22 protein-coding genes and 1 pseudogene are annotated in these 22,955 nt (G+C 74.5%); 14 read left to right on the top strand and 9 right to left on the bottom strand.

The genetic code is table 11. The features are described from left to right. Positions 1-140 precede the first annotated feature (140 nt). Entirely contained in the window at positions 141-1,052 is a 912-nt protein-coding gene (locus IE316_RS14410; RefSeq protein ID WP_190204711.1) for a GntR family transcriptional regulator, read from the top strand. Positions 1,053-1,089: 37 nt separating this feature from the next. On the opposite strand, the gene IE316_RS14415 is transcribed toward IE316_RS14410, so the two are convergent. Further along, positions 1,090-1,278 carry a hypothetical protein gene (locus IE316_RS14415; protein ID WP_190204712.1) on the bottom strand — a complete coding sequence of 63 codons (189 nt, stop codon included), beginning with the start codon at positions 1,276-1,278 and terminating at the stop codon, positions 1,090-1,092. A 143-nt stretch (positions 1,279-1,421) separates the two neighbouring features. On the opposite strand from IE316_RS14415, the gene IE316_RS14420 reads away from it, so the two are divergent. Next, positions 1,422-2,306, top strand: coding sequence for a winged helix-turn-helix domain-containing protein (locus IE316_RS14420; RefSeq protein WP_229910396.1), 885 nt, complete (start codon positions 1,422-1,424; stop codon positions 2,304-2,306). Next, the gene (locus IE316_RS14425; RefSeq protein ID WP_373311184.1) at positions 2,306-3,034 is read left to right on the top strand and encodes an HAD family hydrolase; all 729 of its coding nucleotides are present in this window, start codon (positions 2,306-2,308) and stop codon (positions 3,032-3,034) included. Before IE316_RS14420 ends, IE316_RS14425 begins: the two co-directional genes overlap by 1 nt. 4 nt (positions 3,035-3,038) lie before the next feature. On the opposite strand, the gene IE316_RS14430 is transcribed toward IE316_RS14425, so the two are convergent. Beyond that, the gene (locus IE316_RS14430; RefSeq protein WP_190204714.1) at positions 3,039-3,221 is read right to left on the bottom strand and encodes a hypothetical protein; all 183 of its coding nucleotides are present in this window, start codon (positions 3,219-3,221) and stop codon (positions 3,039-3,041) included. A gap of 148 nt (positions 3,222-3,369) precedes the next feature. Between IE316_RS14430 and IE316_RS14435 the strand changes: the two genes are divergently transcribed. Then, entirely contained in the window at positions 3,370-4,212 is an 843-nt protein-coding gene (locus IE316_RS14435; RefSeq protein WP_190204715.1) for a GntR family transcriptional regulator, read from the top strand. Here the strand turns inward: IE316_RS14435 and IE316_RS14440 are convergent. Then, entirely contained in the window at positions 4,116-4,952 is an 837-nt protein-coding gene (locus IE316_RS14440; protein ID WP_190204716.1) for an HAD family hydrolase, read from the bottom strand. The two genes, IE316_RS14435 and IE316_RS14440, sit on opposite strands and share 97 nt — an antisense overlap. A gap of 122 nt (positions 4,953-5,074) precedes the next feature. Between IE316_RS14440 and IE316_RS14445 the strand changes: the two genes are divergently transcribed. From IE316_RS14445 to IE316_RS14460, 4 genes are all read left to right on the top strand, one after another. Then, positions 5,075-6,160 carry an aminoglycoside phosphotransferase family protein gene (locus IE316_RS14445; protein WP_190204717.1) on the top strand — a complete coding sequence of 362 codons (1,086 nt, stop codon included), beginning with the start codon at positions 5,075-5,077 and terminating at the stop codon, positions 6,158-6,160. A 130-nt stretch (positions 6,161-6,290) separates the two neighbouring features. After that, the gene (locus IE316_RS14450; protein WP_190204718.1) at positions 6,291-7,478 is read left to right on the top strand and encodes a phosphotransferase family protein; all 1,188 of its coding nucleotides are present in this window, start codon (positions 6,291-6,293) and stop codon (positions 7,476-7,478) included. A gap of 9 nt (positions 7,479-7,487) precedes the next feature. Continuing rightward, a complete protein-coding gene (locus IE316_RS14455; RefSeq protein ID WP_190204719.1) occupies positions 7,488-8,093 on the top strand; it encodes a TetR/AcrR family transcriptional regulator in 606 nt (201 codons plus the stop codon). A gap of 51 nt (positions 8,094-8,144) precedes the next feature. Next, positions 8,145-10,172, top strand: a complete 2,028-nt coding sequence (locus IE316_RS14460) for a HelD family protein (protein ID WP_190204720.1) — start codon at positions 8,145-8,147, stop codon at positions 10,170-10,172. A gap of 7 nt (positions 10,173-10,179) precedes the next feature. On the opposite strand, the gene IE316_RS14465 is transcribed toward IE316_RS14460, so the two are convergent. Together IE316_RS14465 and IE316_RS14470 are read right to left on the bottom strand one after the other, a co-directional pair. Beyond that, complete coding sequence (locus IE316_RS14465; protein ID WP_373311187.1) at positions 10,180-11,367, bottom strand: GDSL-type esterase/lipase family protein; 1,188 nt, start codon at positions 11,365-11,367, stop codon at positions 10,180-10,182. 320 nt (positions 11,368-11,687) lie between these two features. Continuing rightward, a complete protein-coding gene (locus IE316_RS14470; protein ID WP_190204721.1) occupies positions 11,688-12,266 on the bottom strand; it encodes a TetR/AcrR family transcriptional regulator in 579 nt (192 codons plus the stop codon). 230 nt (positions 12,267-12,496) lie between these two features. Between IE316_RS14470 and helR the strand changes: the two genes are divergently transcribed. Beyond that, complete coding sequence (gene helR / locus IE316_RS14475) at positions 12,497-14,707, top strand: RNA polymerase recycling motor ATPase HelR (RefSeq protein WP_190204722.1); 2,211 nt, start codon at positions 12,497-12,499, stop codon at positions 14,705-14,707. Here the strand turns inward: helR and IE316_RS14480 are convergent. Continuing rightward, positions 14,665-15,264: pseudogene (locus IE316_RS14480) on the bottom strand (GNAT family N-acetyltransferase); the annotation flags it as partial. The gene helR and the pseudogene IE316_RS14480 overlap by 43 nt on opposite strands. A gap of 160 nt (positions 15,265-15,424) precedes the next feature. On the opposite strand from IE316_RS14480, the gene IE316_RS14485 reads away from it, so the two are divergent. From IE316_RS14485 to IE316_RS14495, 3 genes are all read left to right on the top strand, one after another. Beyond that, entirely contained in the window at positions 15,425-15,949 is a 525-nt protein-coding gene (locus IE316_RS14485) for a helix-turn-helix domain-containing protein (protein ID WP_190204723.1), read from the top strand. Positions 15,950-16,025: 76 nt separating this feature from the next. After that, the gene (locus tag IE316_RS14490; RefSeq protein WP_190204724.1) at positions 16,026-16,628 is read left to right on the top strand and encodes a hypothetical protein; all 603 of its coding nucleotides are present in this window, start codon (positions 16,026-16,028) and stop codon (positions 16,626-16,628) included. Positions 16,629-16,733: 105 nt separating this feature from the next. Then, positions 16,734-17,069, top strand: a complete 336-nt coding sequence (locus IE316_RS14495) for a DUF2516 family protein (protein ID WP_190205074.1) — start codon at positions 16,734-16,736, stop codon at positions 17,067-17,069. A 72-nt stretch (positions 17,070-17,141) separates the two neighbouring features. Here the strand turns inward: IE316_RS14495 and IE316_RS14500 are convergent, their stop codons facing one another. The 3 genes from IE316_RS14500 to IE316_RS14510 all read right to left on the bottom strand — a co-directional run bounded on the left by IE316_RS14500 (position 17,142) and on the right by IE316_RS14510 (position 20,912). Beyond that, the gene (locus IE316_RS14500; RefSeq protein ID WP_190204725.1) at positions 17,142-18,470 is read right to left on the bottom strand and encodes a PP2C family protein-serine/threonine phosphatase; all 1,329 of its coding nucleotides are present in this window, start codon (positions 18,468-18,470) and stop codon (positions 17,142-17,144) included. A gap of 299 nt (positions 18,471-18,769) precedes the next feature. Continuing rightward, complete coding sequence (locus IE316_RS14505) at positions 18,770-19,867, bottom strand: C40 family peptidase (protein WP_190204726.1); 1,098 nt, start codon at positions 19,865-19,867, stop codon at positions 18,770-18,772. Positions 19,868-20,099: 232 nt separating this feature from the next. After that, positions 20,100-20,912: a class I SAM-dependent methyltransferase gene (locus IE316_RS14510; protein ID WP_190204727.1), complete on the bottom strand. Its 813-nt coding sequence runs from the start codon at positions 20,910-20,912 to the stop codon at positions 20,100-20,102. 190 nt (positions 20,913-21,102) lie between these two features. Between IE316_RS14510 and mshA the strand changes: the two genes are divergently transcribed. Both mshA and IE316_RS14520 read left to right on the top strand, forming a co-directional pair. After that, on the top strand, positions 21,103-22,440 hold the full coding sequence (mshA, locus tag IE316_RS14515; protein WP_190204728.1) for a D-inositol-3-phosphate glycosyltransferase: 1,338 nt from the start codon (positions 21,103-21,105) through the stop codon (positions 22,438-22,440). Then, on the top strand, positions 22,433-22,939 hold the full coding sequence (locus tag IE316_RS14520) for a type III secretion system chaperone family protein (protein WP_190204729.1): 507 nt from the start codon (positions 22,433-22,435) through the stop codon (positions 22,937-22,939). The genes mshA and IE316_RS14520 overlap by 8 nt, the downstream gene beginning before the upstream one ends. Positions 22,940-22,955 lie beyond the last annotated feature (16 nt).

Below are 22,955 nucleotides of genomic sequence, written 5' to 3' on the forward strand. Positions count from 1 at the left end.
TGCTGGCCAACCCCCGGAAGGTCTGACCATGTTGCCCAAGTTGGCAGCCAACTTCACTGTACTTATCTCCGCTTGGAAGCGTCTCATAACCACCATCCGGTGAACTGCCGCAAGATGGCGGGAAGTTGTAGGGTTCGGTCGTGGAGCCGGAACCTGCCACCGTCAACGGGCGGAAGAGGGTGCAGCGGTCACAGCGGACGCACCGCGAGGTGGCCGACGAACTGCGCGCCCGGATCAGGTCCGGGGCGCTGCGGCCCGGCCAGCGGATGCCCACCCAGGCGCAGTTGGCCGACGAGTTCGGCGTGGAGCGGGGCGCGGTCCGCCAGGCCCTGCGCATCCTGCAGTCCGAGCGGCTGCTCACCAACGTCTCCAAGGGCAGCCCGGCGACGGTCGCTCCCGACCTGGGCCGGGCCACCGGTCCGTCGGCCGAGCCGGTGCCCACCACGGCCGGCCTCGCGCCCCGGATCGCCGCCGCCTTCGCCGCCGAGCACGTACGGATCGACGCCCTGTGCCTGACCTCGGTCTCCCTCACCCTCGCCATCGGGGAGCCGCTGCGCGAGATCTACGCGGGGCGGCTGAAACCGGCCAAGATCGACGTACGGGTGCTGCTGCCCAGCCGGGACATCGCGCTCGCCTTCCCGGTGCCGGTCCAGGGGCGCGGCGGCGACGGCCCGGACGACCCCGTGCACCGGCGCTGGCTCGCCATGCGCAACGCCCAGGGGCAGGTCCTCCAGCACAACCTCCAGGGGCTGCGCGGCACCCACGGCATCGACGTGCGGGTCTCCTTCCGCGCGCTGCCCTTCACCCCGCCGGTCAAGCTGTACCTGCTCAACGGCGAGGAGGCGCTGTTCGCGTACTACACGCTGGCCCGCAGCGAGCAGGAGGTGGGGCACGAGAACCTGGAGATGTACGACGCCGAGGGGCTGCAGTCCGTGCTGTTCGGCTTCGAGCGGGGTCCCGGGCCGCGGGACACGGCGTTCGTGGAGCAGTCCCGGCGGTGGTTCGACGCGCTGTGGGAGACGATCAGCACCGAGCTGACGTTCGCGGTGTGACGCCTCCCGTGGTCCGGCGCGGCCGGGACCGGCCCCGTCACAGGGCGGGGCCGGCGACGAGCAGGGCCAGCACCACCGCGCCGGCCGAGCTGACGGCCGGGCTCTTGGCCTTGACGCCTATCGTGAGCAGGAGCAGCCCGACGATGCCGGCGGCGCCGTACTTCCACTGGACGATCTGCTCGAAGCCGACGGCGAAGACGGCGGAGACGAGAGCGAGGACAGGCATGTCGTTCCCCCTTCCGGGGTCGAGCTGCCAACTCGGCGAAGTTGGCAGCCAACCTCACCATGGTTGTCCCCACTTGGCTGCTATCTATAAACAAGTTTCAAACAACTCCCTTTAGATGGATCACAGTTGTAGCGTTTGGTCATGTGACCCAGGAGAACGTGGCAGTGGACGGCGGCAGAAGGCGCTCCCCCCAGGAGATCGCCGACATCCTGCGGGAGCGCATCCGTGTCGGGGACCTCAAGGCGGGCGACCGCCTGCCCACCCAGGCCGAACTGGCCGAGGAGTTCGGCGTGGAGCGCGGCGCCGTCCGCCAGGCCCTGCGGGCGCTCCAGGAGGACGGGCTGCTCAGCAACGTCAGCAAGGGCAGTCCGCCGCGGATCGCCGTGCCCGCCCCGGCGCACGGTGAGCCGCAGCCGACGATGGTGGCGCTGGCGCCGCGGCTGACGGAGGCGTTCTCCGTGCCCCAGGTCCGGGTCGACGTGGTCTGCCACACCTCCGAGACGCTGATGCTGGCGCTCAGCGAGCCGCTGCGGCTGATCCACGAGGGCCGGATACGCCCGGAGTCCGTCTCCGTACGCGTCCTGATGCCCTCCCGGGACATCAACCTCGCCTTCCCCGTCTCGGTCGAGGGCCACCCCGCCGACCCCGCCGACGACGACCCCGTGCACCAGCGCTGGCTGCAGATGCGCAACGCCCAGGCGCGGGTCCTCCAGCACAACCTCCAGGCCGTGCGGGCCACCCACCGCATCGACGTGCGCACGTCCTTCCGCGCGCTGCCGTTCACCCCGCCGATGAAGCTGTACCTGCTCAACGGCGAGGAGGCGCTGATCGGCTACTACATGCTGACCCGGCGCGAGGAGGAGTGGGAGAGCCAGACCCTCCAGATGTACGACGCCCTCGGCTCCCAGTCGCTGCTGTTCTCCTTCCTCAACCGGGCGGGCCACCGGGACGCGGCGTTCGTGACGGAATCCCAGAAGTGGTTCGACGCCCTCTGGGAAACCATCACCACGGACCTGACACTCTCCTAGTGACCTCTGACCCGACCCGGACCGAACCCGCCCCGGACACCGAGCGCCTGCGGCGGCGCACCGCCGGTGTCCGCTACGTCCTGTGGGACTTCGACGGACCGATCTGCCGGCTGTTCGCCGGCCACTCCGCGGCGGGGGTGGCCGCCGACCTGGTGGACTGGCTCGCCGGACGCGGACTGCCCGGCCTGCTGGCGGAGGCGGAACGGCACTCCCCCGACCCGCACGCCGTGCTGCGCGCCGTCGACCGCCGGCACCCCGGCAGCGACCTCGTCGCCGAGCTGGAGGAGCGCCTCACCCAGCAGGAGCTGCGGGCCGCCCGCAGCGCGATGCCGACCGCGTACGCCGACCCCCTCATCCGCACCTGGAGCGCGGTCGGCGCCCGGCTGGCCGTGGCCACCAACAACTCCCCGCGGGTGGTCACCGCCTACCTCGACGGCCGGGGCCTGCTCGGCTGCTTCGCGCCGCACGTCTACGGCCGGACCCGGGAGCTGAGCCGCCTCAAGCCCGACCCGCACAGCCTGCACCGCGCCCTCGGCGCGCTGGGCGCCGACCCCGCCGCCGCCCTCTTCATCGGCGACTCGCCCTCCGACCACGAGGCCGCGCGGCGGGCGGGCGTGCCCTTCCTCGGGTACGCCCGCGACGCGCGCAAGCGGGCACTGCTGCGGGACGCGGGCGCCGACACGGTGGTCGGCTCCCTGGAACCGCTGCTCGGGCTGGTGCGCCGCTGACCGGTCAGGTCTGCGTCATCAGCAGCAGGAAGAGGACCGTGCCGGCCGTCACCCAGGCCGCGTCGCGCAGCCTGACGCCGATGCCGATGAGCACCAGGCACACCAGGAACAGCGCGCCGAGGCCGGTGCGCAGCGCCTGGTCGACCAGCGCCGCGAGGACGACGGACAGCAGTTGTGTGAAGATCATGGCTCCCCCAACGGCACCACCGGAGCGGTCGAGGTGCAGTCCAATTGGACTGGTCGCCGCCCTGCCCCCAGGGTGCCCGTACCGCGAGATCCCTTAACTACAGGGCCAGTTGGCCCGTCCGAATGACTGGAAGTGGTACGGTCACCGTGTGGGCGCGAGGGGCGGTGGCGACACCGGGGGCAGGGAGTTCGAGCGCGTCGCGGACGCGCTGCGGTCACGGATGGTCGACGGGGTCTACCCGGTCGGCTTCCTGCTGCCGGCCCAGCGGCGACTGGCCGAGGAGTTCGGGGTCTCCCGCGACACCGTGCAGAAGGTGCTCAAGGAGCTGAAGCGCGAGGGCTGGATCGAGACCCGGCAGGGCAGCGGCACCCGGGTGGTGCGCACCCAGCAGATCCACTCGCCGACGGCCGGCGGGCGGCCGGTCACCCTGGCCCCCCTCATCAACCGGGCGTTCGAGCGGCCCGAGATCACCCTGGACGTCTTCACCCTGACCTCGGAGTCCCTGGACGCGCACATCCGCGACCAGGCGGACCGCATCCGGGCCGGTGAGATCGCCCCCCGCTCCATCCGGCTGCGGATGCTGCTGCCGGCCCCGGACCATCCGCTGCTCTACTGGCGCCACCAGGACCCCGACGTGGACCGGGCGCTCAAGCGGCGGCTGCTGGACATCACCGAGCGGCACACCGCCTCCCTGCGCGCCACACTGCGCGACCTGCCCGCGGCGGCACTGGAGATCCGGTACGTGCCGGTGTCGCCCACCGCCAAGGTCTATGTGCTCAACGGCACGGCCGTGCTGCACGGCTACTACCAGATGTACGACCGGGTCATCGAGCTGGAGGACGGGCGGGAGGTGCGGACCAGGGACGTGATCGGCATGGGCGCCGGGCTGACCCACTACGTCACCAGCGAGGACCCGCACGCGCAGGGCACGGTCTTCGTGGCGCGGACCCGGGCCTGGTTCGACTCGCTCTGGGAGTCGGCGACCGGCTGACCGCGGCGGGCGGCCAGCGCCTCGGCGGCGGCCAGGAAGACCGCGTGCGAGCCGATCACCGCGTCCGCCCCCGCGCGCAGCATCTCCTCCGCCCGGGCCGCGTCCGCGGTGTAGCCGAGGAAGCGCGTCCCGGCCGCCCGGGCGGCGCTCAGGTCGGTGAGCTGGTCGCCCACCAGGAGGCAGCAGCCGGGGCAGCGGCCCAGCGCGGCGAGGGCCCGCCGGACGCAGTCGGGATGCGGTTTCATCCGGCGGGCGTCCGCCGGGTCCCGGCCGCACACCGCCGCGAACTCGCCGAGGATGCCGCGCCGTTCCAGATAGGCCCGGACCGGCTGCGCGGCGTTGTTGCTGGCGACGGCCAGCGCCATGCCCCCGCGGTGCAGGGCGCGGACCAGTTCGGTGCTGCCCGGGGCGGCGACGGCACTCCGTACGGCCTTGCGCTCCTGCCGCGCCACGATCGCCTCCGCCCTGCGCAGCGGCCGGTCGCCGCCTGGCCCCGGTGACCGGCGTTCGTACATCTCCCGCAGCGGGCGCAGCACGCCGTGCGAGTCGTCGCAGGCGGCGACCTCCGGGTCGAGGGCGCCCCAGTGGCGGGCGGCGACCCGTTTGATGCGGGCCGCGACGCCCGCCGTGGAGCGGCCGGCGAACAGGTCGCACACCGGCCCGTCGAAGTCGAACAGCACGGCCCCGACCCGGCCGAGCAGCTCGTCGAGGACCGTCCGGGTGCCGTCGGTGTCTCGCATGGGTCTCCTGAGGGGACGCAAGAGGCCCGGAGGGCGGGTCCGCGACCCACGCCCGGGCGCGGTGGAGTAACGTGCATCCCTCTTACCCCATCGGCCTCACCGGAATGGGCAGAACGCGCACCATGGCACCCCCGATGGCGTCGGCCGCCCGGCAGTGGGCCGAGGCGACGAGCGGCGACATGAGCCTGGTCGAGGGCCCGCTGAAGGGGTACCACCACGAGACGTACGTGCTGTGGCTGCCGGACGGCAGCGGCCGGGTCAAGGTCAGGGCGCCGCGGGCCGAGGCCCTCTGGTTCGACCGGCGCTGCTTCCGGTCGGAGGAGGAACTGCTGCGGTCCGTGCGGCCCTGCCTCCCCCAGGTCCCGGAGGTCCTCGACATCGGCGGCGTGGGGGTGCAGCGGTTCATCGAGGGCCGCACCCTCGGCGCCCGCCGCCCCGGCCGGCGGGTGCCCGAGCCGGTGCTGGAGCAGCTCGCCGCCCTCTTCCGGGACCTGGCCGCGATCGGCCCCGCCCAGGTCACCGCCCCGCGGCGCTGCTCGCCCGAGGACGCCCCCCAGGACGGCGACAGCGACGGCTTCCTGCGCCGGCTCATCGTCTTCATCCAGGACCAGGTGTACGAGCGTCACCGGGCCGAGTTCGCCGGGCTCTTCCGGGAGCTGGGCGTCGTCGACGAGACACTCGCCCGCCTGGAGAAAAACGTTTCCGGACTGGCGGACCGCCCGTTCTGCCTGCTCCACGCCGACCTGCACCGCGAGAACCTCGTCCTCGACCCGGACGGCCGGCTGTGGGCCATCGACTGGGAACTGGCCATGATCGGCGACCCGTTGTACGACCTCGCCACACACCTCTACCTGATGGACTACCGGGCCGGCCAGCGCGACCGGCTGGTGCGCGCCTGGTGCGAGGCGGTCGAATCGGTCCGGCCCGGCGGTACCCGGCAATGGCGGCGCGATCTCCGGCTGATCACCGATTTCAAATGCGCGCAGAGCGTGTTCACGGATGTCGTCCGCGTGTCGCTTTCCCTACGGAGCGCCTCCGGACCCCGCTGGGCGGCCCTTCCCGGGGCGGCCGCGAGGCTCCAGCGGATCATCCTGCGCGGCGCCGGACCGCTCGGACTGGACGAAGTCCCCGGCACTGTAAAGATCATGGCGGCGCTGGCCCGTTGGCTGCGTCACCTTCCTGCACAGGCGACGCACAGGCGAACATGAAGCGCTAAAGTCTCGCTGAAAGTTCATCTCTCGCAGGCGCATATCGGCGCACCTTCCGACACTTCCGGCGCTCACCGCGCCCGCCCCTGCCGAGAACTGCCCCATCCCGCACGCCGCACAAGGACCCCCCATGGGCGATTCCGCCTCGCACCGTCCTTTCCGCCGTCACTCCACCTCCCCGGGCGACCGTCGGGCCCTCGCCGACCCGTCCGAGACCGCGCACATACCCGTGGGCGGCCACCACAACGAGAACACCGAACTGCCGCCGGCCCGCGCCCTGGCCGAGCGCCACGGCCTGCCGCCCGGTGCGACGGTGCTGCTGCGCCGGCGCCGCGCCGACGCCCTGCCCGTCGTGGTCCGCACCTGGTCGGAGTGGCGGATCCTGGAAGCGGCCGGAGTGCTGCGGCCGTACGTGCCCCGGGTCCTGGAGGCGCGCGCCGACCGCACGGTCCTGGTGTACGTGCCGGGCACACCGCTGGGCGAGCAGTACCCGGACGGCACGCCCGTGGACTCCGCCCTCGTCCGCGAGCTGGCCAAGCTGCTGGCCCGCACCTGCCTGGTGGAGCGCACCGCGCTGCCGCCGCTGCCGCTGGAGCACCCGCGCGACCGCACCGACAGCCGGGGCTTCCTGCGCGCCCTGGTCACCACCCACCACCGGCGGATCGTCTGCGCCAACTGGGGCGTCTACGGCGGCCTCTTCGAGGCGCTCGGCGTCCCCCCGCAGGCGCTGGCGGAGTGGGGCGAGCGGCTCCCGGAGCTGACCCCGCGCCCGTTCAGCCTGCTCCACGGCGACCTGCACCGCGACAACGTGATCGTCACGCCCGACGGGCAGCCGCCGCTGGTCGCCATCGACTGGGAACTGGCCACCTACGGCGACCCGCTGCACGACCTCGCGATCCACCTGGTGCGGATGCGCTACCCCGCCGGGCAGTGGGAGGAGGTGGTCGGGGCGTGGATCGCCGAGATGCTGCGGATGCGCCGCGCGGCCGTCGCCGGGGTGACCAACGACCTCTGGTACTACCTGGAGTTCGAGCGCGCCCAGTCCCTCTTCCCGGACGTGCTGCGCACCGTACGGAGGCTGAACGCGCCGTTCGGGCAGGCGGAGCTGGACCGGGCGGCGGCGGACGTGACCCGCGCCCTGCGGGTGGCGGCCGAGCCGCTGTGGCTGCCCCGGGTGCCGGACGAGGACCGGGTCGCCGAGGTGCTGGAGGAGTGGGCCGGCACCGGCGGCGGGCGGGTCCGGGTCAGCCGGAGCCCCGGCCGGGACACCCGCCCGCGGGTGCCGTGGCCGCGGCTCGCGGAGGACGGGAGTGCGTAGGCTCGCCCCATGAGCGAGACCGGGCTGCGGGAGCGGAAGAAGCGGCGGACGTACCAGGTGCTGTCGGACACCGCCGTCCGGCTCTTCCTGGAGAAGGGCTTCGACGCGGTCTCCGTCGCCGAGGTGGCCGCCGCCGCCGAGGTCTCCAAGCCGACGCTGTTCCGGTACTTCCCCGCCAAGGAGGACCTGGTCCTGCACCGGATCGCCGACCACGAGGACGAGGCCGCCCGGGTGGCCGGCCAGGACCCGGCGCCGCTCGCGGCGCTGCGGCGGCACTTCCTGGCCGGACTGGACCGCCACGACCCCGTGACCGGCCTGAACGACCACCCCGAAGTGCTCGCCTTCCACACCCTGCTGTACGGCACCCCCGCCCTGGCTGCCCGGCTGCACGGCTTCCAGGAGCGGTCCGAGGCCGCGCTCGCCGAGGTCCTCGGCGGCGACCTGGACGCCCGGCTGGCCGCCGCCCAGATCATCGCCGTCCAGCGGGTGCTGGCCCTGGAGAACTGGCGGCGCATCGCGGCCGGGGAGCCCCTGGCCCGGGTGCACCCGGACGCGGTGACGGCGGCGGAACGGGCCTTCGACCGGCTGGCGCGGGGGCTGCCGCACCTCGCCTGAGAGACAGTAAAAAATGTAACTCGGTTACGTCATTCCGGTAGGCTCGGGGGAATGACGTCACCCGACCCCGCCCCGCAGCGCGCCCTCGCCGAGGAGCGCGCCCATCACGAGCGCTGCCGCGCCGCCCTCGCCGCCATGGTCGACGGCGCCCAGGACCAGGTCGTCACCGGCGAGGACGTCTCCGCCTCCGGCGCCGACGCGGAGGTCCTCGGGTACCGGCTGCGCAGCCACGCCAAGGAACTGCGCGAACTGCCCCCGGGCCCGCTGTTCTTCGGCCGGCTGGACCTCGCCGACGCCGCCGAGGAGCGGTCGCTGCACATCGGGCGGCTCCGCGTCACCGAGCACCCGGCCGCCCCGCCCCTGGTGGTCGACTGGCGGGCACCCGTCTCCCGCGCCTTCTACCAGGCCACCGCCCGCGACCCGCTGGGCGTCACCGTCCGCCGCCGGTTCGGCTGGGCCCCCGGCAGCCCGGGCGACTCCGCCGACCTCACCGGCTTGGAGGACGAGCACCTCGGCCGGGGCGAGTCCCGGGCCAGTGCCCTGGTCGCCCGCGAGATCGAGCGGCCCCGGGTCGGCCCCATGCGGGACATCGCGGCCACCATCCAGCCCGAGCAGGACGACCTGGTCCGCGCCGGCCTGACCACCACCGTCTGCGTGCAGGGCGCCCCCGGCACCGGCAAGACCGCCGTCGGCCTGCACCGGGCCGCGTACCTGCTCTACACCCACCCCCAGCGCATCCGGCGCGGCGGACTGCTCGTCCTCGGGCCCAACCGGGCCTTCCTGCGCTACATCGCCGAGGTGCTGCCCGCCCTCGGCGAGACCGGCGTACGGCAGTCGACGCTCACCGAGGAGATCGCCCGCCAGCCCGTCACCGGCACCGACGGCGAGCGGACCGCCGCCGTCAAGCACGACGCCCGCATGGCCGAGGTGCTGCGCCGGGCGCTGTACGCGCGGGTGAGTGCCGACGGCACCGGCGACCTGGCCGTACCGGACGGGTCGTACCGCTGGCGGGTCCCGGCCGGGGAGCTGACGCGGATCGTCGAGGGGGTCTTGGCGGAACGGCCGCCCTACGACACCGGGCGTGAACGGGTCCGGGCCCGGATCGTGCGGTACGTCCGGGACCGGGCCGAGCGCCGCGCCGGGCCCCGCACCCCGGCCTGGACCCGGCGGATCGAACGGTCCCGGGCGGTCACCGGCCGCCTCGACGCGGTCTGGCCGCGGGTGCGGCCCGAGGAGGTGGTCGCCGCGCTGCTCACCGACCCGGCCGCACTGGCCGCGGCCGCCGACGGACTGCTCGACGCCGACGAACAGAAGGCGCTGCTGTGGCGCAGACCGCCGCGCTCATGGAAGTCGGCCCGCTGGTCCGCCGCCGACCTGGTCCTCCTCGACGAGACCGCCGGACTCCTCGCCCATCCGCAGGGGTACGGGCATGTGGTCGTCGACGAGGCCCAGGACCTGTCCCCGATGGAGTGCCGGGCGATCGCGCGGCGGGCCGCCTTCGGGTCGCTCACCGTCCTCGGCGACCTGGCCCAGGGCACCACCCCGTGGGCGGCGCGCTCCTGGCGCGCGGTCCTCGGGCACCTGGGCCGCCCGGACGCCGAGGTCACCCCGCTGACCACCGGTTTCCGGGTCCCCGAGGCGGTCCTCGCCCTCGCCAACCGGCTGCTGGACCGGCTCGACGTGGACGTGCCGCCGGCCCGCTCGCTGCGCGGCGACGGCGAACTGACCATCCGTCAGGTCGGGTCCGGCGAGGTGCCGGCCGCCGTCGTGGCCGCCGTCCGGGACGCGCTCGCGCGGGAGGGCTCCATCGGGGTGATCGCCGCCGACGCCGACCTGCCCCGGGTGCGCGAGACCCTCGCCGCCGCCGGGATCGCGGCGGCCGGCCCCGAGGAACCGGCCGCCCGGGTCTGCGCCGTCCCGGCGGGCGTCGTCAAGGGCCTGGAGTACGACCACGTCGTCGCCGTCGAACCGGCGGCGATCGCCGAGGCGGAGACCCGGGGCCCGCACCGGCTCTACGTGGTGCTGACCCGCGCGGTGTCCCGGCTGGACGTGATCCACGCCCGGCCCCTGCCGTTCTGAACCGCCCCTAGGAGAGCAGCCCGCCGGGGGAGAGGGCCAGGCCGGCGAAGCGGTCGCCGATGCGCAGGTGGGTGGCGGCGTCCGGGTGCAGGCCGTCCGGGAGCGGGAGTTCGGCGTGGTCGGCCTCCCCGTACAGCTCCAGGCCGTCGAGGTAGCGCAGGTGCGGGTCCCCGGCCGACCGCTCGCGCACGATCCGGGACAGCTCCTCGCGGACCACGGTCAGCGTCAGCTTGCCGTCGGCGACCTCGGCGGGGTCGCCGGTGGCCCGGAAGCCGAGCCGGCCCTCGGCGAGCGCGGCCAGGTCGAAGGCGCCGGGGCCCGGGGTGTCCTCGTGCAACGGGCAGTACAGCGGGGAGACGACCAGGAGGGGCGCGGTGGGGTGGCCCTCGCGGATCGTGTCCAGGAAGCCGTGCACCGCCGGGCCGAACGCGCGGCGCCGCATCAGATCGAGGTTGACCACATTGATGCCGATCTTGACGCTGATCAGATCGGCCGGGGTGTCCCGCATCACCCGGGCGGTGAACGGGTCGAGCAGCGCGCTGCCGGCCAGCCCGAGGTTGACCAGCTCCACGCCGCCGCGCAGGGCGGCACGGGCCGGCCAGGTGGCGGTGGGACTCGCCGCGTCGGAGCCGTGGCTGATCGAACTGCCGTGGTGCAGCCACACCCTGCGGCCCCGGTCCGGCACGGGCGCCACCGGCGCGTCGGTGCGCAGGGCGACCAGCTCGGTCATCTCGTTGTGCGGCAGCCAGATCTCGACGTCCTTCTCCCGCTCCGGCAGCCCGGTGAAGCGCAGGGTGCCGGGGGCGCCGGGGTGGTGCTCGACGGCGCCCGTGGACAGGTCGGTGGTGAGGACGTTGCCGCCGGACGCGGTGGCCCGGGCGTGCGGCTCGCCGTCGACGAGCAGGTCGTAGACGCCGTCCGGGCGGGGCGGGGCGCCGGTGTAGCCGCGCCGCGTCGGCAGGGTGTCCAGCTCCACGGCGGTGGCCCGGGTACGGAACACCAGCCGCACCCCCGAGGGCTGCGCCTCGGCCAGACCGAGCTGGGGGTCGGCGCTCTGCGCGCGGGCCCACGCGGGCAGCCGGTGCGGCAGCAGCCCGTGCTCGGTGCGCTCCAGGTCGAGCGCACCACGCAGCAGCTCGGCGGTGAGGGGGGTGCTGATCAGGGCGGAGTCGGTGTGCACGGGGGTGGGTCCCAACTGTCGTACGGGGTGGGGCGTGGGCGTGGGGCGTGGGGCGTGCGGCGGGACGGGGTGGCGGGGCGGTCGGGGTGTACGGGTTCCCCGGTGTCCGGGGGTGTACGGGTTTTCCGGCGTCCGGCGTCCTGGGGTGTACGGGTTTCGGCGGCGTCCGGGGGTGTACGGATCCCCCGGCATCCGGGGCGTACGGGTTTCCCGGCGTCCTGGGGGGCGTACGGATCCCCCGGCGTCCTGAGGGGCGTGCGCGGCCCGGCGTCCGGGGGCGTGCGCGGCCCGGTGTCCGGGGGCGTGCGCGGCCCGGTGTCCGGGGACGCGCCCCGTCAGGGCGCCTTCGCCGCCGGCCAGTTCCGCAGCAGCGCGTCCAGCGCGTCCAGGATCCGCTCCCAGCTCTCCTGGCTGTCGGGTGCGCTGTGGCTGAAGCCCCCGGCCAGCTCCAGGCTGACGTACCCGTGGAAGACGCTGCCGAGCAGGCGGACGGCATGGGTCTGGTCGGGCTCGGTGAGGTCGTAGCCGCGCAGCAGGGCCCGGGTCATCTGGGCCTGGCGGACCCCGGCGCTGGCGGCGGCGGTCCGCGCGTCCAGCCGGAACTGCGCGGCGGCGTACCGGCCGGGGTGCTCGCGGGCGTAGTCCCGGTACACGTCGGCGAGGGCGGTCAGCGCGTCCCGGCCGGCCCGGCCGGCGAGGGCGTCGGCGGCCCGGTCGGCGAGTTCGGCGAGGGCGAGCAGGGCGATGCCGGTCTTCAGGTCCCGGGAGTTCTTCAGGTGCGAATAGAGGCTCGCGACCTTCACGTCGAACCGGCGGGCCAGCGCCGAGAGGGTCACCTGCTCGAAGCCGACCTCGTCGGCCAGCTCGGCGCCCGCCCGGATCAGCCGGTCCGCGGTCAGTCCTGCCCGTGCCATGACCATCCTCTCGTTTGCCTAAAGAAGTATGCATTTTCCTAATGCCTTTAGGCAACCGAGGGCAAAGAAAAAGGCGCCGGAGCGTCCTGTGCTCCTCGCCACTCTCAACCTATAGCGCATGGTGGGGCTTGCGGCAAGGCCCCCGGGGTGGCGCAGAATCGCCCGCCGAGGCCGTTCCCGGTCGACGTGCCCGTGGCGCGCGCCCCTCTGAATCACCGGAGCTGATGTTCATGACCCCCCTGTCCACGAGCGCGTTCGCCCTGCCCGAACGGCTCTCCGCCAAGGCCGACCCGGCGCTGATCGCCGCTGACGACCGGCACTTCGCGGCCATCGCCCGGTGCCTTGAGGAGTCGATCGCCGAACTGACCGCCCGCCTGGACGCCGAGCGCCGCGCCCCCGGCGGGCTCGGCCGGCACGCCATGGACCGCGACGCCGAGATCCACCGCCTCACCGCCCGGCTGCGCACCCTGCGCCGCTTCGGCCTGGACCTCTGCCTCGGCCGGATGGTCGGCGCCGACGACCCCGAGCCGGTCTACGTCGGACGGCTCGGCCTGACCGACAGCGAGGGCCGCCGGCTGCTGCTGGACTGGCGCTCCCCGGCCGCCGAGCCGTTCTTCGGCGCCACCCACGCCCACCCGATGGGGCTGGCCAGCCGCCGCCGCTACCGCTGGACCGGCGGCCGGATCAGCGACTACTGGGACGAGGTGTTCACCGCCGACGGACTCGACGGACACGCCGCCCTCGACGACCAGTCCGCCTTCCTCGCCAGCCTGGGCGCGGGCCGCTCGGAGCGGATGCGGGACGTGCTCGGCACCATCCAGGCCGACCAGGACGCCGTGATCCGCGCGGGCTCCCGGGGCACCCTCGTCGTGGACGGCGGCCCCGGCACCGGCAAGACCGTCGTCGCCCTGCACCGCTCCGCCTACCTCCTCTACTCCGACCCGCGCCTCAAGCACCGCCGCGGCGGCGTCCTCTTCGTCGGCCCGCACCGGCCCTACCTGGCCTACGTCGCCGATGTGCTGCCCAGCCTCGGCGAGGACGGCGTGCAGACCTGCGTCCTGCGCGACCTGGTCGCCGAGGGCGCCGCCGCGACCGCCGAGACCGACCCCGAGGCCGCCCGGCTGAAGGCGTCCGCGGACCTGGTCCGGGCGATCGAACCGGCCGTCCGCTTCTACGAGGAACCCCCCGCCACCGGCATGACGGTGACCACCCCCTGGTCCGGCATCGAGCTGACCGCCGAGGACTGGGCCGCCGCCTTCGACGCCGCCGAACCCGGCGTCCCGCACAACGAGGCCCGCGACCAGGTCTGGGAGGAACTGCTCACCCTCCTCCAGGACAAGCACGACGGCGACGCCCCGCCCGAGCTGCTGCGCCGGTCGCTCAACCGGAACCGGGAGCTGCGCACCGCCTTCGACCGGGCCTGGCCGCTGCTGGAGGCCGCCGACCTGGTCGGCGACCTGTGGACGGTCCCGGCCTATCTGCGGATGTGCGCGCCCTGGCTCACCCCCGAGCAGGTACGCCGCCTCCAGCGCCCCGACCCGGCGGCCTGGACCGTCTCCGACCTGCCGCTGCTGGACGCGGCCCGGCACCGGCTCGGCGACCCGGAGGCGGCCCGCCGCCGACGCCGGCAGCGGGCCGTGCTCGCCGCCCAGCGGGAGCGGATGACCCGGGTGGTGGACACCCTGATCGACGCGGTGGCCGACTCCGGCGCCGACGGCGACGAGGGCGAGGGCCTGGTACGGATGCTGCGCGGCGCGGACGCCGAGGTCAGCCTGGTCGACGAGGCCGAACTGACGGTCGCCGACCCCGATCTGCTGGCCGGCCCGTTCGCGCACGTCGTCGTGGACGAGGCGCAGGAACTGACCGACGCCGAGTGGCAGATGCTGCTGCTGCGCTGCCCGTCCCGGAGCTTCACGGTCGTCGGGGACCGCGCCCAGGCCCGGCACGGCTTCACCGAGACCTGGACCGAACGCCTCGCGCGGGTCGGCCTGGACCGGGTCACGGTCGCCTCCCTCACCCTCAACTACCGCACACCGGCCGAGATCATGGCGGAGGCCGAGCCGGTGATCCGCGCCGCGCTCCCGGACGCCAACGTGCCGGTCTCCGTGCGCGGCGGCGGCCTCCCCGTGCTCCACGCCGCCACCGCCGACCGCGACCGCATCCTGGACGACTGGCTCGCCGCCCATGCCGAGGGCACGGCCTGCGTCATCGGCGACCCCGCCTTCCGGGACCGCCCGCGCGTCCGCTCGCTGACCCCGGAGCTGTCCAAGGGCCTGGAGTTCGACCTCGTCGTCCTGGTCGACCCCGACCGGTTCGGCGACGGCGTCGAGGGCGCGGTCGACCACTACGTGGCAATGACCCGGGCCACCCGCCAACTGGTGGTGCTCACCAGTGACGTTCAGGAGAAGTCGTACGCCGTCCAGTCGGCGAGCGGGCGGTAGCCGAGGCGCCGGTAGAGGGCGTTGCTGGCGGGGTTGGCCCGGTCCGCGAAGAGGACGACCTCCTCGGCGCCCGCCGCCAGCGCGGCCCGGCTCACCTCCGCCACCACGGCCCCCGCGTACCCGTGGCCGCGGAGGCGGGGCGGGGTGTAGACGATGTCGACCTGGATCTGCCCGCCGATCAGCGGGTTCATCCCGGCCACGGAGACCGGGGTGCCGTCGGGGGTCTCCCACAGGGTGTACCGCTTGTCGGCGTACCGCGTGCCCGGCCAGGTGCGGGCGTCGACGGTGACGTCCTCGCCGACGGCCCGGGCGAACTCCCGGCACCAGTGCATGATCTCGTCCAGGTCGGCCGCGCCCAGCACCCGGGCCCGTCCCGGCGGCAGCGGCTCGGGCGGGGTGAGCGTGCCGAGCCGGTACAGCCGCAGTCGCGTGCCGCGCGGGGTCGGCACCGCGCCGGTCCGCCGCCGCCAGGCCCCGGCGAACGCGGTGGCCGTGTCGTGGTCCGCGCTGACCGCCGGGAGCACGTGCCCGAGGCCGGCCAGCCGGGCGGCGAGGGCCCCGCTCGAGAAACCGCTCCACGTCCTCGACGACCAGCCACTCACCCGATCCCATGCCGGCGATCCTCCCTCCCCGCCCGGCGTGACGCCACGGCGCGCCGGGTGACACTTCTGCAAGCGGGTGCTTGCAATAGTTAGCAGAGTGCGGCATCGTGGAGGCATGGCATCGCTCAACGTCGGCAATCTCGGGGAGTACCTGCGCGAGCAGCGGCGCACCGCGCAGCTCTCGCTGCGGCAGCTCGCCGACGCCGCGGGGGTGTCCAATCCGTATCTGAGCCAGATCGAGCGCGGGCTGCGCAAGCCGAGCGCGGAGGTGCTCCAGCAGGTCGCCAAGGCGCTGCGGATCTCCGCCGAGACGCTGTACGTGCGGGCCGGCATCCTCGACGCCGACCGGGACCGCGACGAGGTGGAGACGCGTGCCGTCCTCCTCGCGGACCCCACGCTGACCGAGCGGCAGAAGCAGGTGCTGCTCCAGATCTACGAATCGTTCCGCAAGGAGAACGGCTTCGGGACCGGCCCGGACGACGCTCAGGACGGCACCGGGGACGACGGCGCCCCCGACGGCGACACCTCCATACGCGGCCCGCGCCCGGCCGACGGCGAGGACGCCGTCCGCCCGGCCGCCGCGCCCCGCGCCCGTACGGCGGGCGGCGGCGACGCCGGCCCCCGGCAGCCCGCCGGTTAGCGGCGGCGACCGGCCGGGCGCGGGCGGCACGAGACACCCAACCCTCAAGCTCAAGCGATCCGGGAGGACCGTCACCATGGCCATCACCGACGACCTGCGCAAGACCTTCAGCGACCCCACCCCCCTCTACTTCGCCGCGGGCACCGCGGACCTCGCCTGGCAGCAGGCCAAGAAGGTGCCCGTCCTGGTGGAGCAGCTCCGCACCGAGGCCCCGAGCCGCATCGAGGCCGTCCGCAACACCGACCCCAAGGCCGTCCAGGAGAAGGCGACCGCCCGCGTCAAGGAGACCCAGGGCACCCTCCAGGCCAAGGTCAACGAACTGATCGGCTCCCTGGACACCGACCTGAAGAAGCTCGGCGAGACCGCCCAGGACCTCGCCCTGCGCGGCGTCGGCGTCGCCGCCGAGTACGCCGTCAAGGCCCGCGAGACCTACGAGAAGGTCGCCGAACACGGCGAGCAGGCCGTCCGCACCTGGCGCGGCCAGGCCGCCGAGGGCATCGAGGACGTCGCCGAGGGCGTCGAGGAACTGGCCGTGGCCGTCGAGCCCAAGGCCGAGCCGGTGAAGGCCGAGCCGGTGAAGGTCGAGGAGGAGACGCCCGCCGCCGGGGCCGCGCCCGCGGCGAAGAAGACCCCGCCGGCCCGCAAGGCCCCGGCGAAGAAGACGCCGCCCGCGAAGTAGGTTCCGCGGAATGTGCCGGGCCGGGCACCCTGGGGGTGCCCGGCCCGTTCTCCGGGTACGGTGACCGCGTAGGGACGACAGAGTCTGGTGGTGGACGTAGTGCTGATGCAGGGCTTCGCGGGGTTCATGTGGCTGCTGAGCATCGCCCTGATCGTGTTCAGCGGCTTCGCGCTGATCGACGCGGCCACGCGCCGGGAGGACGCCTACCGGGCGGCCGACAAGAAGACCAAGCCGTTCTGGCTGATCATCCTCGGGCTCGCCTTCGTGGTGAACCTGATCTTCAACATCCTGTCGTTCCTGCCGATCATCGGCCTCATCGCGACGATCGTCTACATGGTCGACGTACGCCCCGCCCTGCGCGGCCTGCCCGGCGGCGGCCGCAACACCCGCCGGGGCTCCAGCAGCGACGGGCCGTACGGACCGTACAACGGCGGTCGCTGAACCCAGGGCCGCGGCGAACCGCGCGACCGGCCAGGACGCGGCCCGCGGCCGAGGACCGCGACCCGGCGCTGCTCACCGCCCCCGGTCCAGCGATATCACCGCCACGTCGTCCGCCAGCTCACCCCCGTTGAGCCGCCGCACCTCGTCGACCGTGGCCCGCAGCAGCGCCTCCCCGCGCAGCCCCTCGTCCCGCTTGGCCCGCACCAGCGCCAGCATGCCGTCCTCGCCCAGCCGCTCCCGCCCCGCGCCGACGTGCCCCTCGATCAGGCCGTCGGTGTAGAGCATCAGGCTCCACTCCGCGCCCAGCTCCACCTGCGTCCGGGGCCAGCGGGCCCCCGGCAGCACCCCGAGCGCCGGACCGTTGTTGTCGTACGGCAGCAGCCGCGGCGGCAGGCCGGGCGCGGCGACCAGCGGCGCCGGGTGACCGGCCAGGCAGAGACCGGCCCGGCGTCCGTCGGGCGCGATGTCGACCGTGCACAGGGTCGCGAAGATCTCCTCGTGCGCCCGCTCGTGCTCCAGTACCTCCTGGAGCGTGCCCAGCAGTTGGTCGCCGCACAGCCCCGCCAGGGTCAGCGCCCGCCAGGCGATCCGCAGCTCCACGCCGAGGGCCGCCTCGTCCGGGCCGTGCCCGCACACGTCGCCGATCATGGCGTGCACGGTGCCGTCGGGGGTGCGGACCACGTCGTAGAAGTCACCGCCGAGCAGCGCGCGGGAGCGGCCGGGGCGGTAGCGGGCGGCGAATCGCAGCGGGGAGCCCTCCAGCAGCGGCGTGGGCAGCAGCCCGCGCTCCAGGCGACGGTTCTCCTGCGCCCGCAGCCTGCCCTCGGCCAGCCGCCGCTCGGCGGAGTCGGAGCGCTTGCGCTCCACGGCGTAGCGGATGGCCCGGCTCAGCAGCCGGCCGTCCAGCTCGTCCCGGAAGAGGTAGTCCTGCGCGCCGACCGCCACGGCCTCCGCGCCGCGCTCGGCGTCGGTGGACGCGGTGAGCGCCAGCACCGCGTGCCGGGGCGCCAGGTCCAGTACCCGCTTGAGGACGGCCAGTTCGTCGTCGTCCTCGTCGCCCGCCCGGCCGGGCGCGGACAGCGCGAGGTCGAGCAGGATGCAGTGGACGTCGTCGGTGAGCAGCCGCTCGGCCTCGGTGAGGTTGCGGGCGGTACGGACCCGGATCGGCCGGCCGGCCTGGTCGAGCAGGTCGGGCACGATCACCGAGCCGCCCGGGTCGTCCTCGATGAGCAGCACGGTCAGGTTGGTGTGCTCCGCCGCGGTGTTCTCCCCGCCGTGCGGTGCGGCGGCGTCCGGCCGCGGGGTGTCCTTCCGTGGGGCCTGTCCGGCGGCGGACGCGGCCTGCGCCTGACCACTCTCCGCGGCCGGGATCGCTCTCTGCCGCGGTACGGGTACGGGCATGGTCCTGGTTCCTTCCCTCCCCCCGAGGGCACGGCGGGGCGAGGGACCTCGACCCACCGACGGGGACCATAGCGGGTGACGGGCGCGCGGGGGAATGACGTACGGCACGCCGTACGGCCGTCGGCCACCGTCATATGCCGCGATCTCCGGGTGAGTTGGACAGCCCGGCGGCCCCCGGGGGATGACGAACGTCACGTCGGCGCGATGGCCGCCGTGGGGTGGGTCACGTGGCGCTCGTCACCCGCGCCTGCGTTCCCGCGCCCCCGCTCCCGCGCCCGCGTCTCCGCTCGGGCGTCCGGTCACGCGTCCGGGCGGACCACCCCGAGGATCGGCATGGTGCCGGCCCCGGCGAGCGTCACCGTGCGGCCGGGCCGGGGGGCGTGCACGATCCGGCCGTCGCCGACGTACATCCCGACGTGGCTGGCGTCCTCGAAGTAGATGATCAGGTCGCCGGGCCGCAGCTCCCCGGTGCCGATGTGCGGCAGTTGCCGCCACTGCTCCTGCGAGGTGCGCGGGATGCCCCGGCCGGCCGCCGCCCACGCCTGGGAGGTGAGCCCGGAGCAGTCGAAGGACTTCGGGCCCTCGGCGCCCCACACGTACGGCTTGCCGATCTGCGCGGTGGCGTACGCCACGGCCTTCGCGCCCCGCTCGGTGGCCCGGCCGGCGGCCTTGTCCAGGACGCCGGTGTCCAGCCAGGCGCTCTGCGCCTCCTCGGCGGCCTGCCGCTCCAGCGCGGCGAGGCGCTCCTTCTCCTCCTTCTCCAGCGCCGACTCCAGCTTCTCGGCCGCCGCGATCCGCTGCTCGGTCCGCTTCCGCGCGGCGGCCTTCGCCTTGCGGTTGGCCTCCAGCCTCGTCCACTGGGCGGAGGCGTCGGCGGCGTAGGTCTTCAGGTCCTGCTGGGTGCGGGCCAGCCGGGCGAGCAGCCCCTTGGCGGCGCGCTGGCCCTGGAGCACCCGGCCGGTGCCGTCGAGGAACTGTCCGGGGTTCTCGCTGAGCATGAGCCGGGCCTCGTCGGGCAGCCCGCCGGCGCGGTACTGGGCGCGGGCGGCGGCCCCGGCCCGCTGCCGCAGCTCGGCCAGCTCCCGCTGCCCGTCCGCGATCTTCTCGGTCAGCGCGGACAGCTCGGCGGACTGCTTCTCCGCCTTCTCCTCGGCGGCGTTGTACTCGTCGGCGGCGACGGCGGCCTGGCGATAGAGCCGGTCGAGCCGGGCGCGTACGGCTTCCAGCTCGCCGTCGGTGGCGGCCGGGGCGGTGGGGGCGGCGGACGGCGAGGGGCTGGCCGCCCGGGTGGGGGAGGGGCCCGGGTCCGCGAACGCCGTGCCCGGCACCGCCAGCACCGTGACCGCGCAGACCACGCTCACACCGAGGGCCACGAGCCCTCGCTTGCCCGTCCGCATACCTCGCGCCCCCCACCTGATTTACCGTCAGTAACGTGTGGTCACCCGGGGGATCGTGCCACGGCGACGCGGAAAACGACAGAGGCGCACCGCCTCCGCTTGCGACCACCGGCGCGCCGGTCCCCCTCGGTGTGACGAACACCTCACCCGCATCGTTCCCGCGCCGCTTCAGCCCCGCGCCGCCTCAGCCCCGCGCCGCCTCAGCCCCGCGCCGCCTCAGCCCCGCGCCGCCTCAGCCCCGCGGCGCCAACGCCTGCCACCCGACCGTCACTTCGCCCTGCCGCCAGCGGCCCGGCCCGTCCGTGACCGGCCAGTCCGCCGTGAGGTCCCGTACCGCGCGCAGCCAGCGCTGCCGGGCGCCGTAGGAGGCGTAGGGCGCGGCGGCGGCCCAGGCGCGGTCGAAGTCGCGCAGGAAGGCGTGCACCGGCTCCCCGGGGACATTGCGGTGGATCAGCGCCTTCGGCAGCCGTTCGGCCAGGTCGGAGGGGCGGTCCAGGGAGCCCAGCCGGGTCGCGAAGGTGACCGTGCGCGGCCCCTCGGGCCCGAGCGCCACCCACACGTGCCGGCGTCCGATCTCGTCGCAGGTGCCCTCCACCAGCAGCCCCCCGCGCGAGGTCCCGGCCGCCGGGGCGAGCCGCGCGCACAGCCGCTCCCAGACGGCGGCGACCTCGCCCTCGTCGTACTGGCGCAGCACATTGGCCGCGCGGACCAGCAGCGGGCGCTGGGGGAGCGGGATCTCGAAGCCGCCGCGCCGGAAGGCGAGGCCCTCGCGCGCGTACGGCTCGGCCGCCGCCACGCGCGCGGGGTCGATCTCGACGCCCACCACGCGCGTGCGGGGCGCCACCCGGCGCAGCCTGTGCAGCAGTTCGACGGCGGTCCAGGGCGCCGCCCCGTAGCCGAGGTCGACGGCGACCGGGTCGGCGGCGCGGCGCAGCTCGGCGCCGTGGGTGGCCGCGATCCAGCGGTCCATCCGGCGCAGCCGGTTGGGATGGGTCGTCCCGCGCGTGACCGACCCGACGGGGCGGGAGGCGGCGCGAGCTGTCATACGTACGAGGGTATGCGGTACCCGGAACCGGCCCGGACCGCACCGCAGGTCGAACGGTTGAGCGATAGCCGGTAATGATTCGGCAAAACCCCGGAAAGCGGAAATGGAGCGACCCCCTCCGGCGTTGCAGGCACTTGGAGGGCGGCGAGCGCCTTCCGCACGGCCTGCCCGCAGCGAGGAGGAACGCCACGTGAGCCAGTACGTCAGCAGGCTCGGGCGTCGCTCACCGGCCGCCGCCCCCCGGCTGCGGCTGCACCGCAGGCCCCGCCGCGTCGCCATGCTCTCCGTGCACACCTCGCCCCTGCACCAGCCCGGCACCGGCGACGCCGGCGGCATGAACGTCTACATCGTGGAGCTGGCCCAGCGGCTGGCCGCGATCAACATCGAGGTCGAGATCTTCACCCGGGCGACCACCGCCGCCCTGCCGCCCACCGTCGAACTGGCCCCCGGCGTGCTCGTCCGGCACGTCGACGCCGGCCCCTACGAGGGCCTCGCCAAGGAGGACCTCCCCGCCCAGCTCTGCGCCTTCACCCACGGCGTGATGCAGGCGTGGGCCGGCCACCGCCCCGGCCACTACGACCTCGTCCACTCGCACTATTGGCTCTCCGGCCACGTCGGCTGGCTCGCCGCCCAGCGCTGGGGCGCCCCCCTGGTGCACGCCATGCACACCATGGCCAAGGTCAAGAACGCCAACCTGGCCGAGGGCGACACCCCTGAGCCCGCCGCCCGCGTCATCGGCGAGACCCAGGTCGTGGCCGCCGCCGACCGGCTGATCGCCAACACCGCCGAGGAGGCCGAGGAACTCGTCCGGCACTACGCCGCCGACCCCGCCAAGGTCGCCGTGGTCCACCCCGGCGTCAACCTCGACCGGTTCCGCCCCGCCGACGGCCGCGCCGCCGCCCGCGCCCGCCTGGGCCTGCCCCAGGACGCCCTGATCCCCCTTTTCGCGGGCCGCATACAGCCCCTGAAGGCCCCCGACATCCTGCTCCGCGCGGTCGCCGTCCTGCTCGACGAGCGCCCCGAGCTGCGCTCCCGGATCGTCGTCCCCGTCGTCGGCGGCCCCAGCGGCAGCGGCCTCGCCAAACCGGAGGGGCTGCAGAAGCTCGCCGCGCGGCTCGGCATCGCCGATGTCGTACGGTTCCGCCCGCCCGTCGGGCAGGAGCAGCTCGCCGACTGGTTCCGGGCCGCGTCGGTGCTGGTGATGCCGTCCTACAGCGAGTCCTTCGGGCTGGTCGCCATCGAGGCGCAGGCCACCGGCACCCCGGTGCTCGCCGCCGCGGTCGGCGGCCTGCCCGTCGCGGTCCGCGACGGCGACACCGGCTTCCTGGTGGACGGCCACGAACCCGCCGCCTACGCGCGCGTGCTGCGCGACTTCGCCGACCACGCCGAGCTGACCGACCGCATGGGTGCCGCCGCCGCCCGGCACGCCCGCCGGTTCGGCTGGGACACGGCCGCCGCCGCCACCGCCGACGTCTACACCGCCGCCGCGCAGGCCCACCGCCGTCGCGTACGCTCGCCCCATGGCTGAGGCACAGGTTCTGGAACAAGCCCTGCGGGACGCCGAGGTGGAGTGGGAGAGCCCCGAACCCGGCTCGTACGTGGTGACGCTCCCCGGCACCCGCAAGCTCTCCACCACCGTCTCCCTGCTGCTCGGCCGCCACTCCCTGTCCCTGAACGCCTTCGTGATCCGCCACCCCGACGAGAACGAGGCGGGCGTCCACCGCTGGCTCCTGGAGCGCAACCTCAAGCTGTACGGCGTCGGTTACGCGGTCGACCACCTGGGCGACGTCTACGTCACCGCCAAGCTCCCCCTGGCGGCCGTCACTCCCGAGGAGATCGACCGCCTGCTCGGCCAGGTCCTGGAGGCCGCGGACGGCGCCTTCAACACCCTGCTGGAGCTGGGCTTCGCCACCTCGATCCGCAAGGAGTACGAGTGGCGCGTCTCGCGCGGGGAGTCCACCCGCAACCTGGAGGCGTTCATGCCGCTCATCCAGCGGCCCTCCGACACCGCCACCACCACCGACTGACCGGCCGATCTGCTGT

The organism is Streptomyces fumanus, from assembly GCF_014655295.1.
In the GTDB taxonomy this organism is placed as follows: domain Bacteria; phylum Actinomycetota; class Actinomycetes; order Streptomycetales; family Streptomycetaceae; genus Streptomyces; species Streptomyces fumanus.

What these genes read in the sequence shown, in the direction of transcription:
- IE316_RS14415 (WP_190204712.1), bottom strand. Translation starts at nt 1,278, where the DNA reads ATGCCTGTCCTCGCTCTCGTCTCCGCCGTCTTCGCCGTCGGCTTCGAG.
- IE316_RS14430 (WP_190204714.1), bottom strand. Translation starts at nt 3,221, where the DNA reads ATGATCTTCACACAACTGCTGTCCGTCGTCCTCGCGGCGCTGGTCGAC.
- IE316_RS14440 (WP_190204716.1), bottom strand. Translation starts at nt 4,952, where the DNA reads ATGCGAGACACCGACGGCACCCGGACGGTCCTCGACGAGCTGCTCGGC.
- IE316_RS14445 (WP_190204717.1), top strand. Translation starts at nt 5,075, where the DNA reads ATGGCACCCCCGATGGCGTCGGCCGCCCGGCAGTGGGCCGAGGCGACG.
- IE316_RS14450 (WP_190204718.1), top strand. Translation starts at nt 6,291, where the DNA reads ATGGGCGATTCCGCCTCGCACCGTCCTTTCCGCCGTCACTCCACCTCC.
- IE316_RS14455 (WP_190204719.1), top strand. Translation starts at nt 7,488, where the DNA reads ATGAGCGAGACCGGGCTGCGGGAGCGGAAGAAGCGGCGGACGTACCAG.
- IE316_RS14460 (WP_190204720.1), top strand. Translation starts at nt 8,145, where the DNA reads ATGACGTCACCCGACCCCGCCCCGCAGCGCGCCCTCGCCGAGGAGCGC.
- IE316_RS14470 (WP_190204721.1), bottom strand. Translation starts at nt 12,266, where the DNA reads ATGGCACGGGCAGGACTGACCGCGGACCGGCTGATCCGGGCGGGCGCC.
- helR (WP_190204722.1), top strand. Translation starts at nt 12,497, where the DNA reads ATGACCCCCCTGTCCACGAGCGCGTTCGCCCTGCCCGAACGGCTCTCC.
- IE316_RS14485 (WP_190204723.1), top strand. Translation starts at nt 15,425, where the DNA reads ATGGCATCGCTCAACGTCGGCAATCTCGGGGAGTACCTGCGCGAGCAG.
- IE316_RS14490 (WP_190204724.1), top strand. Translation starts at nt 16,026, where the DNA reads ATGGCCATCACCGACGACCTGCGCAAGACCTTCAGCGACCCCACCCCC.
- IE316_RS14495 (WP_190205074.1), top strand. Translation starts at nt 16,734, where the DNA reads ATGCAGGGCTTCGCGGGGTTCATGTGGCTGCTGAGCATCGCCCTGATC.
- IE316_RS14500 (WP_190204725.1), bottom strand. Translation starts at nt 18,470, where the DNA reads ATGCCCGTACCCGTACCGCGGCAGAGAGCGATCCCGGCCGCGGAGAGT.
- IE316_RS14505 (WP_190204726.1), bottom strand. Translation starts at nt 19,867, where the DNA reads ATGCGGACGGGCAAGCGAGGGCTCGTGGCCCTCGGTGTGAGCGTGGTC.
- IE316_RS14510 (WP_190204727.1), bottom strand. Translation starts at nt 20,912, where the DNA reads ATGACAGCTCGCGCCGCCTCCCGCCCCGTCGGGTCGGTCACGCGCGGG.
- IE316_RS14520 (WP_190204729.1), top strand. Translation starts at nt 22,433, where the DNA reads ATGGCTGAGGCACAGGTTCTGGAACAAGCCCTGCGGGACGCCGAGGTG.